The organism is Vreelandella venusta (assembly GCF_007989605.1).
Classification (GTDB): domain Bacteria; phylum Pseudomonadota; class Gammaproteobacteria; order Pseudomonadales; family Halomonadaceae; genus Vreelandella; species Vreelandella venusta.
Genome location: NZ_BJUL01000006.1, coordinates 28,526 through 43,888, shown reverse-complemented (window position 1 = coordinate 43,888; position 15,363 = coordinate 28,526). Strand labels below are relative to the sequence as shown.

Here is a 15,363-nt window from a genome sequence, read left to right as displayed (position 1 = left end):
TTTCTAGCGGCTCCCCGAAAATGACGAAGTAGCAACATACTGAGCCCTGGCATTCGCCGGGGTTTTTTTATACCCAAAAACGGCGAAACCCCGCTGAGGGGCAACTCAGCGGGGCTTCTAATCAATTCCCCATGAAACAGCATGGAGACGATGTATGAACGATTATAAGCGCAGTGGTGGTAAAACGCGACTGCGTGTAGGAGGGCGTATGTCTGAGAAAGGTGCAGATCGAGCAGGAATGTTATTAGCCGTGGGTGGGCTACTGGTGGGTGTGGCGGCGGTGATTGCGGCGGGGGCAGCGCTGGCGCATGCGCTACTGTAGTTCCAAGCAGGCCAATCCGCTCCGAAGGACAGGCCTACAATACGAACACCATCAACCGGGGGTTGACAATGGAAGAGCTACTCATTGAAACGCGTAAGATTAGGAAGCTGTTAGAAGTGCTGGTCAACCAGCATAGTGCGGTTGCAGTTAATGTAGGCATCATTGATGAAACGGCGGACAACGCCCGCCGATTTGGGATTGATCGAAGCAATGCCTGCAACGCTATGCCAGATCAAGATCAATCAGGAGAGTGCATTTGCGCTCTTCAGAGAAGTCATAATGGCGGCCTATACATACAAACTTCACAGGATCTTTACCAGGCGCAACCCGAAAGGTCACCGTCTCATTCAGCATGAGCTGATGCCCCTGAGGAAAGCGAAACTCAACGATGCCCTCTTTGTCGCTCATGTACTTTTCAGCGTCACCTTTGAAGATATACTGGCTGTCGTATTCCATTTTTCACCTTAGCTGGTCTAAATGAAACTTGAGCTTACACGGCTAGGTGGTCAGCACAATCTGTGAAAATCCACAGCATGGAAACAAAACCATGGGCGATTTCCTAAAAGCGCTGATGATGCAAACAGAAAGCCTGGTAGCCTCGTTGGCGAAAACGACCAACTGCATGCAGAGTGCGCTGGCGCGGTAACCGTTAAGTAACCACCACAAGGCCGCTACGCGGGCCATCCTATGGCTGGGTCAATGCTGCCCAGGCATAGCCCGTGGGCGGTAATAAAAATTAGAAAATACGCCGCTGCTCGTTTATGGTTCTTTGCGGGAGCTATAAAAAGGGGCGGGGGATGGATTGGTCATTGTATGAGGATGAAGCGGGGCGATTTAGGCCCAAAAAACTATCGATAACGAAAGGGTCTATCAAGATAAAGGACGAAACAGATCTTCAGGATATGCGGGAAGATCTGAAAGGCTTGCCCATGGAAAAGGCCAAGCAACATTTTGAGAAGTTTTTTAACGATGAATACACTTATGAGCTTGAGGTCGAGCCGGTAGAAAGCGCGTTTAACCGAGCTCCAAAAGGTGTGTTGGGTAAGCTGTATTGTTTTAAAGGTCATTTCTCAGCATTAGACGAACTGCTAGACATGCAGCCAGGTATCGAATCTATTCGGTTGCCGTTGTCTGAAGCTCAGACACACCAGGCATTAAAAGCGGATCTTATTAAGCGTTGTCTTCCCAGTAATCAGGAGGAATGGGAGTCCCTGCTTTTTCATAGCCATAAGGTCACTGAGCTAAAAGCATTGATGGCAGAAAATGGGCTAGAGCCGAAAGGCAGAAAGGCGGAGCTAGCGAAAGACTTAGCCGCCTTTGCAGTTGAGCATCCTGAAAAGTTGCCACCCGGCTATGAGTTCGTACCAAGCGAAAAACTACTGCCCGCCTTAAAAACAGTTGTTTCTGGGATGGTTTCTGAGTTAGCTGTCGCCATCCAAGGCCACCCTTATTACTACCAATACAACGCATGGCAAGAGCTAATGAGGGAATGGCCTGCTTACGAATGGCCTTGGCTAGCGGACATAGTAAAGAGTAACGGCGATGCACCTGGTGCGGCGGCGATCAAAGAGATAAAACAGCCAGAAAAAGTAAGCAGTCATAGTTCGTATGACGACGATGAATGGACGGGGTACGGCAAATCAACTCCAAGCCTAAAGGTTGAAATTACACCGCCGCCAATTAAGCCGACTGACACCCCTAAACCAGAAAAGCCAGTGCCCCCAGTCAATGCCCAAAGCCCTTCAAAAGGCGAGCCTGCATGGGCTTCAAGCGATTTTGAAAAGCCTGTTGAGGTGCGATTTAAGTACCAGGGGGAGAGAGACCAAAAGCCCAAAGAGCGGCATGTTCAAATAGAGCGAGTATCGTCCAAGGGTGGCAGGATCTTCCTAAAAGGGATGTGCCTAGAGAGCATGGGTATGAAAATGTTTATGGTCGACCGCATGCTGGGCGAGATCGTCAGCCCCGTTACAGGTGAGCTACTTAACCCGCATGAATACACGAGAGTAGACGACCTACGAAAAGCGATTGCCTTGTTAGGCCGTAAGCCAGAGAGCAAGACAGTTGAGCCACCCGCTGATGAAGGAGGCGTAGAAACGACACACTTGGTGAAGGCGGAGGAAGCCACAAGCAATATCGTTCCAGAAAAGCAAGGTATCATACGTCGCATTCTCAGCATGCTAGGTGTTAAGTGATAAGCCTTAAATTGAGAGTTTTTGGCTTAAGAAAAAGGATGATCGGATGAAAAAAATGCCTGATAGAGAGCGCTGGATTGGCTGGGTTGCGCTGGCTTGGATACTGGCAGCGGTTGCCATTATAGGGGGGATAGCAGCCATTAGCATGGCGGGCTTTATTGAAGTGGCTCGCCCAAACAGCTTTGGTCGTATGGAAACGGTTAGAGAGCCAAACGTATTCATCTGGGCAATTGCGATTGGTCAGGCAGTGAGTGCTGCAATGCTGGCCGCGATCTTCAGCATGATCAATAGCATTTACCAGAATTCGTGCGATCAGTTATCGGGAGAGAATTTTGGCGAGTCGGAGCCAGATCTGGGTCAATATTCTGACGCAGCTGAAGGTGAAGTTGAGCCCTCTAATACTGAAAGCAGTTATAAAGGGTTAAAGGTGATAAGTGTACATAGGGCTTCACCACTTTCAGGTTTGATAAAAGAAGGGTTTGTTCTAATCAGCGTCAATAAAAAGCCAGTGCTGACAGAATTAGATGCCGCAAAAGCTGTAGTGAAGGGCAAGAACATCATAGAATTCTTGAATTCTGAAAGTGTTCGGCAAGCATACGCTATCCGAATGGAGCCAGGTCCTCTGCATATAAAATTTGAAACGTAATAACTAAAGATCATAAAACCCGCTATGGCGGGTTTTTTAATGCCTGATAGTTAACCAGCCTGCCTCGAGCGGGCTTTTTTGTACCCGTAATTTGAGGCGTGCCACCCATGGCTAAGCAATATAAAACCGGCTTGATCATTACTGGTGATGCTAGTGGTGGTATTCAGGCCATTAAGGCTACGGATAACGAACTGGGTAAGTTAAACCAGGGGTTCGACCAGGGCTCACGCCGTAGCCGTCAGTTCAATCAGGATGTTAACGCCACTAGCCAAGGGCTAACCGTTCTCAAGCGCGCAGCGGCGCCGATTGCAGGCGCGATTGCTGGCATGTTTGCGGCCAATACCCTCCAAAATCAAATCGATTGGGGCGACCAATTACAGAAAACCAACCTGCGCATTGGGGCGAGTACCGAAGCCCTTAGCCAGTACAACTATGTGGCCAAGCTTTCCGGCGTTGAGTTTGGGCAGCTAACAACGGCATGGCAGCGACAAACCCGCCGCATAGCGGAGGCAGCCGCAGGCACGGGCGTCGCTTCGAAAGCGTTAGACCGCCTCGGGCTTAGCGCTAAAGACCTCAACCAGTTAGCGCCTGAAGAGCAGTTCGAGCGTATCGCTGCCGCCATGCAGAACGTGGAAAGCAGCAGTGAACGTGTGGCGCTGGCGCAAAAGCTGTGGGATAGCGAAGGCGTTAAGCTGGTGCAGATCGTCAACCAGGGCACCGATGCCATTGCCGCTATGCGCGCTGAAGCGGATGCGCTGGGCCTAACGATCTCTCAAGATACCGCCAATGCGATGGCCACCTATAACGACGAGGTGGATCGTCTCAAGTTTGCGGCGCAAGGGTTAAGCCAAACGCTGGCGGGGGAGTTAGTGCCGACGATGACGTCGGGGCTGCAAGCAACCAGTGCGTTTATTCAAGAAATTGGTGGCGCGGAGGTGATTCTAAACGCGCTAACAGATGTTGTAGGTATAACTGCCGCATTGCTGGCGGGGCGCTATGCAGCCGCAGTTGCCGCTTCTACGCAGAAAATGATAGCGCGCGAGCTTTCGTTACGCGCCCAAATAAAAGCAGAAGTGGCAGCAACCGCCGCATCAACCCGCCGAACAGCAGCAGAGCGTCAGTCTGCAATGGCGCTGCTGAGTACGGCGCGAATTGAAGAGCAAGCCACCCGAGGCACGGCCGCACATGCCTTTGCATTACAGCAGCTATCTGTCGCTCGTGTTCGTGCCGCTGAGGCAGCAGGTGCCCATACGGCGGCCACCAACATAGCCACGGCTGCAACACAGCGTGGTACGGTTGCCGCGAGAGGGCTGGCGTTAGCATATGCGCTAGTGGGTGGGCCACTCGGATTGCTGGTAGGTGGTGCGGGCCTGCTCTACGTCTTCCGCGACGAGCTAAACCTTACCGGCCAGCGTGCTGGTTTAACTGAGGATCAAATACACGACCTTCGGGACGAAATGAAAGGCATGTCGCAAGATGATCTAAGCGGCTCGCTGTCGTCTCTGAATGCAGAGCTGGACACAGCCACTATCAAAGCCGCAACCGCACGCGAGGAACTGGCTAAGCTGCGTAGCGAGAGCCGTGGTAGTGGCGCGCTAGGCTTTGGTGGTGGTGAGCTGGGCTCTGAAATATCAGGCATGCAGGCAGTAGCTGAGGCTCAAGAGCGCATCGCTGAGCTGAACGACAGGATCAACGTGGCTCGTGGCGAAACTGCTAGCCGTATTGAGCAGAATGCCAACGCTTTTGTCGTCTACGCGGATCGAATCGAGGAGGCTAACGAAGAGACACGACGCGCCGAAGAGTTAAATAAAACGCTGTCTACGTCAGCCGCCGACGCAGCCGACAAAACCACCACCCTAGCCAACAGCTACGAAGATCTACTCGACCGCATCCAGCCCAACCGCCGCGCCGCGCGCCAATATGCCCAAGATGTGGGCGTTTTAAACCTGGCGTTGGCGACGGGCCGCATGACCACCGTGCAGTACATGCAGTCAATGGGCATGCTGCAAGAGTCGTTTCAAGCAGCGCAGCGGGAAACCGACAAAACCGCTAAAGCGTCTGAAGACGCCAGTCAGCGCATTGCTAACAGCTTTATCAGTTGGGAAACCGTCGCAGATAATACCCTGCGCAACGTCGACGACTCGGGCCGCGATGCCTGGCTAGGCCTCATCGATGGTTCTACCAGCGCGCTGGATACCGTCGAGCGCGCCTTTCAGCAGACGTTCGCCAACATTGCCCACATGCTCACCACCCAAAAGCTGACGTTCAAGGTGGCGGGCATGATGGGGTTAGACACCATCGGCATGCCGGGTGGTGGCGGTTTTGGCGGCTTAGGAAACCTAATCAGCGGCGGCAAGTCGTTACTTGGTTTGGGCAGCACCGCCGCCCCCTCGCTAGCGATGCAGGGCGGTCTATCGTCTGCCGCATTAGCAAGCGCTGGCCAAGTGGCGGGTGGTGCTGCTTACGGCGGCTGGGCGGGCAGTGCAGCGTCTGGCGCGGCGCTGGGTAATTCCGCTGGCCTCGCTAGCAGCATTGCGTCAGGCATTAGCACTGCGATGCCGTGGATCGCGGGCGGCCTCGCTATCGACTCGCTGTTGGGCGGTGGCATTACTAAGGCGATTGGCGGTCTATTTGGCAGCAAGTCACGCGGTCCTAGCTTTGATTTAATGACTACCGATCAAGATCCTAACAGGGTGTTTGAGGACGTTCAGCACGGCGTAAAGGCGCGCAGTTCGTTTGGGAATATCGGTTTCCACGGTGCCAATACAAATAGATTGCAAGAAACATTCGGTTCGTTCGGACAAGCGACTGAATTTCTTGAAGCTATTGCCGCTAGCGATGACTTGCTCGCTAGTCTTGCGCGCTCGCCCGAAGAGCTAAATGCTATGAGCGCGGCAGTTAAGGATGTCCGGCTGCAGGCGTCTGATGCGGCAGGCATAACTGAGCAGCTCGGGCGCAGAACTGCCGCCGCGATCGGTGCAATGAACAGCGACTTCGGTGCGCTGATTGACTCGGCTATTACTCAGATCGCCGACCCGGACAAGATGACGAATGCTCTTCTTGCCGTACTCAACATCGAAGGCTTAATCCAGTCGCTAAATGGCCAGATTCAGAGCGACGTTGCCACTCACCTGGAGGCCAACACCCAAGATATTCAAGGAACTGCCAATAGCCTGACTCAGGCTATTAACGCCACAGTGTTTCTTGGGAACAGCGCTGAGCGGCTAAACCTGCAATTCGACGATACCGCAGGCGGTGCAATTCATTACGCCTGGGCGATGCAGGAAGCTGTTGGTGGCATGGATGCGCTCAACAACAAGAGTGCTAGCTACTATCAGAACTACTTTACCCAGGCTGAGCGAGAGGCAGAGCTGCGCGAGCAGATCAGCGAGACAATGCGTGAACTAGGGCTTGAAATGCCCAAGACACGAGACGGTTTCCGCGCTCTGGTTGAAGCGCAAAGCCTCAATACTGATGCGGGAACGGCTAATGTCGCCGCGTTACTACAGCTAGAAAGCGCCTTTGCCCAGCTTGTGCCTGCAACGCAGGATGCGACCAATGCCATCGATGACAACGCCACTGCCCAACGTAGTGCTGCCGACATCGCGCGTGAAAAGGCGCAACTTGAACGTGAGCTACTGCAAGCGCAAGGCAACACTACTGCCCTCCGCCAACTGGAGTTGGATGCTCTGTATGAATCCAATCGTGGCATTCAGAAACAGATCTACGCGATTAAGGATGCAGAACAGGCGGAACAGGAGCGTGTCCGCGCCCAGGCAGAACGCCAGCGTGAGCTGGATCGTCAAGCACAGGAAGCAGCGCGCGCGGCAGAAGAGGCCGCGCGAGCTTATCAAGACGCAGTAAGCGCCGCTCAACAAGGGGTTGATCAGGCAAAGCAGCAAGTTCAGCAGGCTTACCACACGTTTGATCAGCAGTCGTTTGATCTGCAAATCAGCTATCTGGGTCTGGTGGGTGACGCTGAGCAAGCACTGACAATGCAGCGCGAACGCGAGTTAAAAGCCATTGATGAAAGCCTCCGTCCGTTTCAGGAGCGCTTGTGGGCACTGGAAGATGAAGCAGCAGCACAGGAGAAAGCCAAGCAAGCAAGCCGAGATTATGCATCTGAGCTAGCCAGCATTCAGAACCAGCTTGGCAGCACGTTTAACAGCATTAGTCAGTGGATTGATCAGCGCAACGCCACTAGTGGCACGCCCAATATGAACCTGGGTGAAGCGGGGGATCAGTTCGCTCGTCAGTTGGAGCTGGCCAAGTCAGGCGACAGAGATGCACTGCAGGGCATCACGGAGTATGCAGACCGCTACCTGAAAGCCGGTGAAGAAATGTACGCCAGCGGCAGCGGCTTCCAGCGCATCCAGGAAGACGTGCTGAAGTCCTTGCAAGATCTGCCCGACCAGATCAGCGCTGAAGAGTATCTGGCGACAGAGATAACCAACAAGCTTGGCGAGGTCATCACGTCATTCGATGACATGATCAAGCTATCACTCGCTAATGAGATTGAACGTGCCGTTTTTGCTAGCCAATACACGATCGGTACTTTGATCGATTTTGCCGTTGGCAGTAACGATTTGCCCGACGATCTGCGTACTGTGCTGGGCAATCAAGCTCACCGGCTAGATTCCACAATCAACTACCTGATCGGTACTAGCGAGCTGAGTGAAGACGACCGGGCGCTGGCACTGAACGTGTCTAACAACCTGGTCAGTACGGTTGACCAGTTGCTGGGTAGCGAACTGGGGTGGGATGACAAGCGTTTGGCGTTAAACACCACCAACACGCTCAGCAGCACAGTAGATCTAACGCTGGGCGCAGATGTCTCTAAAGAGACTCGACAGCTCGCATTGCTCAACAGCAATACGCTGCTTGCTACTATCAATGCGGCCCAAGCCGATGGCATTACTGATGAAACCCGGGCGTTGGCACTCAATAGTGCAAACTCAATCGCCACAGATGTTAATGCTGTGCTTGGCTCCAATGTCAGCGATGCGGCAAAGCAGCTGGCGATCAGTACCAGCAACAACATTACATCGGCCGTCCATGCGATTCTGACCAGCGACAGTTCGGACGCGGCCATGAATTTGGCGCTGAATGGCACGAACACTATTCGTACCTTTGTGCGTGGTCTCGATCACCGCCTGACAGACCCGGATGCTAAAGCACTGGCGCTGGAAAGCAGCAACTACCTGACTTCAACCATTCGCGGCGTGATCGATTCGCGCATGCCGGAAGCCGCCAAAAAACTGGCGCTGAAAGAAACCAACACGCTGACCACTACCATCAAAGCTGCGTTGGCGGATGGAAAACTGACTCGTGATGAGCGGCGGCTAATTGATGCCCGCTCAGAGAGCATTGTTAAGCGCCTGCAGACAGGCGGCAATCTCAATCTGACTCGAGACGAATGGGCCGTTATTAATGCGGCCGGCGGAACTCAACGGCTTAACATGCTGGCCGATGTGGCATTCAAAGACGCTGATCTAAAGCACCTTGATGACGTTGCAAAAAACACGGCGGAGGGCGGCAAGAGTATAGCTGAGCGTGCCAGGGAGCAGCTTGAGAGCCTTAACACGCTGGGCGAAGCGATGAACGGCAATGTTGCCGCGTTGATTGGCCTTGATAAGTCTGTTCTATCCCTTTCCGGTGCCATTAATAAGCTGCTTAATGCAAACGAAAATCTGCTGAAGCTATCAATGCCGGACAAGCCCGGTGGATTTGGTGGCTCTGGTAGACCGACGATGCCCGGAGCCCCTGATGGAAGCATCGCCGACCCAAACGCTGATCCCGACACGGTCGCAGGTGGTTTGGGTCTTATGTATCAGCGCTTCCAGAGCGAGTGGAGCCGACTGAGTAGGAACTCTCAGGTCGCTAACAACACGCCTGACGACATCGTTAATCGGGCGTATCGCGGTGTCGGTGGCAGTGCTGTTGCCGAGATGGCTCAACTTATACGCGAAATACGAACTGCCGGAGGTGATGTCTCGGGTGGTTATATACGCGACATCAATCCTCTCCACTTTTTTGCTCAAGGTGGAGTATTCACAAATCAGGTCGTATCGTCGCCAGCACTCTTCAACATGGGCCTGATGGGAGAAGCGGGTCCAGAAGCCATCATGCCGCTAACGCGGGGCTCTGGTGGTGTGCTTGGTGTGCGCGCTGAAATACCCCCAATGCCGCAGCTCCCACTGCTCGATCAGAACGATGTCACCCAGGTGCTCCGCGACCTGGTCAACGAAAACCGTATGCTCAACCAGCGGCTGGAAAAAATCGAGCGACACACCGGCGCGGCGGTGCAGGTGCAGCAGGCAGGCTTTAGCCGCCAGATCAATGAGCAGCAGCGAAGCAATAAGGCGCTGGGCGACCTGGCGAGCAAGGCCCGACTGGAGGCGGCACGATGATCTGGCTACTTAGCATCGAAGCCTTGGACGAGGCAGGGAAGGCGGTAACGCTGCGCTTTGCATCCGGTGCCTACCGCGACCCTGACGGCCATGCATGGCAGCCTGGTATTCAGAATGCTGGGCTCTACCGCGCGGGGCTGTATGCCGGCGACCTAATCCGCACCGCCAGTCGCTCAGGCTACGGCGAGACAACGTTGATCAACACCAATGGCTCGCTGAACTATTTGGCGGACTACGCCACCGATGGCCGCGAGGCTGTGTTGTATCTGGCGGATGCCGCCGGCAAGGCCGAGGTACTACGTGGAACCGTGGCACGTATCGGCTTTGAACGACGGATTGTCTCGATCAAGCTGCGCGATCCGGAAGAGATGCTGCAGATCCCGCACCCGCATACCCGCTATGCAGGTACCAACGTGGCACCTGATGGGCTTGAAGGGACTGATGACGACATTGGCGGCACGGTCAAACCACGGCTTTACGGTCAGGCTCGGGAGGCTCGGCCGGTGGTCGTTAACTCACACAAGCTGATCTACCAGATCAGCGACATCGACTGCACGGTAACTGCTGTGTACGACCGCGGCGTACCCCTGACCTTTGATGGTGACTACGCAGATACCACAGAGCTGGAAGCTATCGGGCCAACCCAACAGCAGTGGCAAGACTGGGAACCGCCGGCAGGAACATGGAGGCGCTACCAAGGTTACATCCGGCTAGGTGCAGCGCCCATTGGTCAGATCACCCTGGATGCCAATGGCGCTCAAACCGCCGCGGGCGATGTGATGGCCGCCATTGTCAATGATGCCGGGCACAACATGGCTAGTGCCGATATATCCCCACTGAATGCCATTGGGGACATACGCTTGCTGATTACCGATGAAATTACAACCGGCGACTTGCTAGACCGCATCGCGCTCAGCGTTGGCGGTTACCGACGCATTGATGCCAGCGGCACTATTCGTGCTGGCGTGATAGAGGCTCCCGGCGAACCGGTGTTGACGCTACGGGATCACCAGATTCTGCAGATCACACGGGATGCCACCGGCGCAGGCAGTAACGGCCTTCCGGTAGCGGAAGTGGTCGTGGAGACAGACCCCATCGAAACCACACAGGCCGATCTGGCGGGCAGCGTCAGCGAGGCTAGGCGCGCGCGGCTAGAAAAGTCTGTTCGCGAAGCCGTGGCCGCCGATGCTGCGACCCGTAACCGCCACCCACTGGCGGATGACCTGCGAATTTCTACCCGACTGGCAACTAGGGCGCAAGGGCAGGGCGTAGCTGACCGTGTGCTGGCGCTGCTCTCACCTCGGCGGGATAGCGTCACCGTTGAGGCCCGCGTGGCTCAGGCCCCAACGTTGCGCATTAACGACACCATCCGGTTGGAAACCTCGCGGCTGGGCTACGCCACTGGCCGTGACATGCGGGTAGTCGGGCGTGAAATAGATGCCTCCAAAAACCGTTTAACCCTAACCCTGTGGGGGTGATATGAAAGACAACTGGGCCACGCTCTGCTGGCCGAATTACCTCAACGAGGCGACGTTAAGCGGGGGCAGCTGGCGCACGGACCTTCCCCGGGAAAACCTGCAGCAGCCGATATTTGACGACATCGCGGAAACCATGGGGCTGGGGGCCGTTAACACTCAGTTTGATGTGATCCTCCCTCGTTTCCGTACCGTGGCATTGGTTGCCCTGGCTAAGCATAACTTGACAGTAGCGGCTCGGTGGCGTGTACGCCTATTCCGTGACGAAATGGCAACGAGCGAAATGTGGGATAGCGGCTGGCGCGATGTCTGGCCATCAGTCTACTCCAGCTCAGAACTCAACTGGGAAGACCCGAATTTTTGGTCGGGCGGGTTGTTTGAAGAAGATCGGCAGGATTTTACCTCACTGGCCTGGATGTTTGCCGATGCCCCCCAGGTATGCCGCCGGGTACGGGTTGAAATCGACAACCCGACCAACCCGGAAGGCGCGGTGCGCATAGGCCGCGCCTTTATCGCCAACTACTGGCAACCGACATACAACGCTAGCTGGGGCATTCAGTACGGCCTCGACATCGGCACCGAATTCGAAAACGCCGATAACCAGGACATGACCGAATACGCTGACGCCAAAACCCCGCGCCGTACGGTGTCGTTCGAGCTGGCGCACATTACCCGGGATGAAAGCTTCGCGCAGATCCACGCCATGCTTAGGCGGCAAGGGCTTCATCAGGAAATACTGTACACCGAAAGCCGCGCACCCGGCCCTCAGACGTTTGCCAAAACCTTCATCGGTAGGCTGGCCAGTGTCGACCCGCTAACCAACCCTTATTTCGCCAACTTTACGAATAGCATCACGCTCAGGGAGATATTGTAATGGCACAAGTGACATTCCCAACTTACCTTGGGGGTAGCGGTAACACCTACTCAGATGACGACAACCCTAATACTGGCCTAGCCAACGACGGCCACCGCGTCCGTTTTGTGCCGTTATGCGCCGAAGTGCTGGCTATGGGGCTATACGTCTATCAGTATGCCGCCAAAATCGACAATGCTGCCGCCAATGCCGATCGCGCCGAGGATGCGCGTGGGTATGTAGAAGCGGTGGCAGATCAGTACCAGATTAATATTCTTGAACAGTTTCGCTACAAAGCTACTTTCGATCTAGACTTTGATCGTGGGATCTATCGGATTGATAGTGGGCAGTCGGTTGCTTCAACCAATATCGGTGAAATTTTAGCAGTATCGCGGACGACGCCAAAGTGGGTTGAGGGAGCGGACGGGCTGCTGCGAGAGGTACCGCCTAACGAACTTGCGCGTGAATGGCGAAACGGTAAGCCGCTCGGCATCCGCGCAGAAGGCCCGCGTACTAACCGGTTACTCAGAAATGAAACGTTTGACGGCATTCCATGGGGGCTGTTTTCAAGTGCATCGGTTCAAACTGAAATCGGTGTCGGTAATCCTAAAAGTTTAAATGGTGATTGCGTTCTTTTCTCAAGTGACGGCTCTGGTATTAATAATCGCATACAGCAGAACGTTAGTGGTCTTACGGTCGGTAATGTATTTTCTGCAGGGGTATACGCAAAGAAAAAAGAGGGTGGCGCTGGCGGTAGGTTCCGTATGTCGGTGGTAAGTGAAGCTGAAACAAATCTCGACGGAAATAAAACTTTTGAAGCTGATGATGAGTGGAGGTTTTACCCGTTTAGCGGGGTTTCATCCGAAAGTGATGTTAATTTTATGATTCGCGAGCTAGATTCCGCCTGTGATATATATATCGGGCAATGCTTGTTGAGTCTGGGGCAGTTGGTTCTACTATCCCGACAGGTGCATCACCAGTTGCTGTCGGTGGGGATTTTATCACCTCGGCTATGAGTGCTCCTGTTTTCAGCATGACCGCAGGAACTTTTATCATTAAAGCAAAGGATTTTATAAAGCCGGCTAAAACCTCTCACTTGTTTGCATTCGGCGGATCAATTGTGCCCGGACGAATTTCAATACAATCACATCGAGGTAGGCTTTTTGTTTTGGGTAGTCCGTACAATATTACATCTTTAACAAATGGTTTAGACGGATTGGCAGCAATTACATATAACACAAGTAAAAGAGAGGTAAAGTTCTCTTATAATGGCGCAACTTCGACATTGTCTGGTTTAGACTTTTCGTCTTTTAACGGAGATGGCGGGATTGGCATAGGTGTCTATAACACTATTCAAGACGGCTACGATTCATCATTATCGTTAATTTCATATTGTCCGAGAGAGTTAACTACGCTCGAACTTAACGCAATCACATCACAGTAAGCGATGGGAGCTATATCATGATCGACGCTATCTTACACCTCGCCGCTACTGCCCAGCTGCACGACGCGCTCACCGACGAAGACGGCAAGCCGCTACTCACTGACCCCCAGGCTAGCAACGCCGCAAGCGGCCGCCTGCACTACGTGCGCATGCCGCCCGCCCAGCTTGATGAGTGGCGCCCCCACGTCACGGTTCTTGCCGAAGCGCAATATACAGGCACAGGTACGGCTGACCGTGTTTTTGAACAGATCCAAAGTAACGGTGACAAACTGGCGCTTTACAGCAGCGTCTACAATCTCGATCCAGTAACGCGTATAGATGAGCATGGCGAAGAATACGTGACGCATCCCCCGTTTAAATTCGGCATGCTCGCAGAAAGCGTGCTGCCAGTGCCCGAATCAGTCTCTAGCCGCCAAGGCATGCAGCAGTTAATCATTGCGGGCCTAGACGAATTGGTCGAATCCGCTATCGATGGTATAGGCGATGTTACCCAGCGCAAGCTGACCCGGGCGTGGTTTTTGCGAGCAACCGAATGGGAGCGAGACAATCCTCAATTTATCGGCCTGATGCAGGAATTGGGGTTAACCGATCAGCAAGCTGATGATCACATGCGGGCGGCGGCGCTGCTATGAACGAGTTCCAGCAATTCGTCGGATTGCGAATCAGTACGCAGCCCGGCGCGGTGCCCACGGATCAACAGATCAGCGGGGGCGAGCTCGCGTTCAACCTCGCAGATGGCAAAATATTTGCCCTGCTGGCGGGCACTGTTACTGACATCACTGACCGCTATAGTCAGTCCCAGATTGACAGCTTTCTATCAGGCAAAGCCAACGTTGACGAACTGGCGGAAATCGCCATCTCAGGCAGCTATAACGATCTCAGCGACACGCCCATCTTGGGTACTGCCGCTGCACAAGACGCGGATGCTTTCGACCCAGCAGGCACCGCAACCAAAACCGTTGATGCCCACACTGCCGACGCTGACCCACACCCGCAATACCAGAGAGCGACAGACGTCGGCACCATTGCCAGCCGAGATATCTACATCAGCGACCAACCGCCGGATGACACCATTGGCAATGACGGCGATATATGGCTGCAACACTGGAGCACCTGACCCATGTTTTTGCACCTGAACCAGCGGTGGGTATACGCTGAGGAATGCGTCAAGGTGAACGGCCAATGGCGTGGCACTAGCCGCTGGGAGAAGGAACGCGGCCAGTGGGTACTCCGCCGCGATGCTAGAAATTGGGCGCTACAGGAACTCAAATGGGAAGCCTCCCATTTTTGGGAAGGACTGGAAGGCAAACTCTGACCGCTGCGAAAGCGGATTTTTTATTTGAAAAGAGGGTTGCGGCATAACTTACCAATAGTATACTTACTATTGGTAGGTTTGCGGCTGAGTTCATATCGCAAACCACCAAATTCTATTAAAGAACAGGCTTTGCCCTGCCATTTTTTGTTGAATGAGGTGAACGATGAAACCGGTGAGTCTTGAAACGGCCGATGATCTGGCCACGCCTATTCTGAAAGAGTTCCAGGAGCGCTATGGGATGGTCCCGAACTTCTACGGAGCCTTGGGTATTGATGGGGCGAGCCTTAAAGGCTACCTGGCATTCGAGGCGGCGATTGAGGAACGCTGTCTGTTGAGTGAGCAGCAGCGAGAGTTGATCTCCCTAGCGGTGGCTAACCGAAACGGCTGTCATTACTGTGTCAGTGGGCATACCTTTTCGGCCCGAAAGCTGGGCATGAGTAAGGAGGAGTGCCGTGCTGCCCAGGTAGGTGAGGCCAGTGATGCTTTGGATCAGGCAATGCTCGACCTAGCTCTTGACGTGATGAAACATAATGGAGCTTGCTCCCCTGAGCAGAAAGATCGCTGCAGGGCTCTAGGCATGAGTGATGCTCTGATCGTGCAGATAGTGTCATGGACAGGAATTAACAATTTCAGTAACTGGATCAATAATCTGGTGCAACCAAAGATTGACTTCCCGAAAGTTGAGCTGATTCCGAATCCTAAGTAA

General features: G+C 54.0%; 12 protein-coding genes. 11 read left to right on the top strand and 1 reads right to left on the bottom strand.

Going from position 1 to position 15,363, the window contains the following annotated elements; genetic code table 11:
• Positions 1-154 precede the first annotated feature (154 nt).
• A complete protein-coding gene (locus HVE01_RS19825) occupies positions 155-322 on the top strand; it encodes a hypothetical protein (RefSeq protein ID WP_186808818.1) in 168 nt (55 codons plus the stop codon).
• 222 nt (positions 323-544) lie between these two features.
• Here HVE01_RS19825 and HVE01_RS08180 read toward each other — a convergent pair whose 3' ends face one another.
• A complete protein-coding gene (locus HVE01_RS08180) occupies positions 545-778 on the bottom strand; it encodes a hypothetical protein (protein ID WP_146943445.1) in 234 nt (77 codons plus the stop codon).
• A 353-nt stretch (positions 779-1,131) separates the two neighbouring features.
• Between HVE01_RS08180 and HVE01_RS08175 the strand changes: the two genes are divergently transcribed.
• The 10 genes from HVE01_RS08175 to HVE01_RS08130 all read left to right on the top strand — a co-directional run bounded on the left by HVE01_RS08175 (position 1,132) and on the right by HVE01_RS08130 (position 15,363).
• A complete protein-coding gene (locus HVE01_RS08175) occupies positions 1,132-2,514 on the top strand; it encodes a WYL domain-containing protein (protein ID WP_146943443.1) in 1,383 nt (460 codons plus the stop codon).
• 46 nt (positions 2,515-2,560) lie between these two features.
• Complete coding sequence (locus HVE01_RS08170; RefSeq protein ID WP_146943441.1) at positions 2,561-3,160, top strand: hypothetical protein; 600 nt, start codon at positions 2,561-2,563, stop codon at positions 3,158-3,160.
• 107 nt (positions 3,161-3,267) lie between these two features.
• On the top strand, positions 3,268-9,570 hold the full coding sequence (locus HVE01_RS08165) for a hypothetical protein (RefSeq protein WP_146943439.1): 6,303 nt from the start codon (positions 3,268-3,270) through the stop codon (positions 9,568-9,570).
• Positions 9,567-11,048: a hypothetical protein gene (locus tag HVE01_RS08160; RefSeq protein WP_146943437.1), complete on the top strand. Its 1,482-nt coding sequence runs from the start codon at positions 9,567-9,569 to the stop codon at positions 11,046-11,048. Before HVE01_RS08165 ends, HVE01_RS08160 begins: the two co-directional genes overlap by 4 nt.
• A 1-nt stretch (position 11,049) precedes the next feature.
• The gene (locus tag HVE01_RS08155) at positions 11,050-11,919 is read left to right on the top strand and encodes a hypothetical protein (RefSeq protein ID WP_146943435.1); all 870 of its coding nucleotides are present in this window, start codon (positions 11,050-11,052) and stop codon (positions 11,917-11,919) included.
• On the top strand, positions 11,919-12,914 hold the full coding sequence (locus tag HVE01_RS08150) for a phage head spike fiber domain-containing protein (protein WP_146943433.1): 996 nt from the start codon (positions 11,919-11,921) through the stop codon (positions 12,912-12,914). The genes HVE01_RS08155 and HVE01_RS08150 overlap by 1 nt, the downstream gene beginning before the upstream one ends.
• Before the next feature lie 445 nt (positions 12,915-13,359).
• On the top strand, positions 13,360-13,974 hold the full coding sequence (locus tag HVE01_RS08145; RefSeq protein WP_146943431.1) for a hypothetical protein: 615 nt from the start codon (positions 13,360-13,362) through the stop codon (positions 13,972-13,974).
• Positions 13,971-14,459, top strand: coding sequence for a hypothetical protein (locus HVE01_RS08140; protein ID WP_146943429.1), 489 nt, complete (start codon positions 13,971-13,973; stop codon positions 14,457-14,459). Before HVE01_RS08145 ends, HVE01_RS08140 begins: the two co-directional genes overlap by 4 nt.
• Positions 14,460-14,462: 3 nt before the next feature.
• A complete protein-coding gene (locus tag HVE01_RS08135; protein WP_146943427.1) occupies positions 14,463-14,657 on the top strand; it encodes a hypothetical protein in 195 nt (64 codons plus the stop codon).
• Positions 14,658-14,820: 163 nt separating this feature from the next.
• Complete coding sequence (locus HVE01_RS08130) at positions 14,821-15,363, top strand: carboxymuconolactone decarboxylase family protein (protein ID WP_146943425.1); 543 nt, start codon at positions 14,821-14,823, stop codon at positions 15,361-15,363.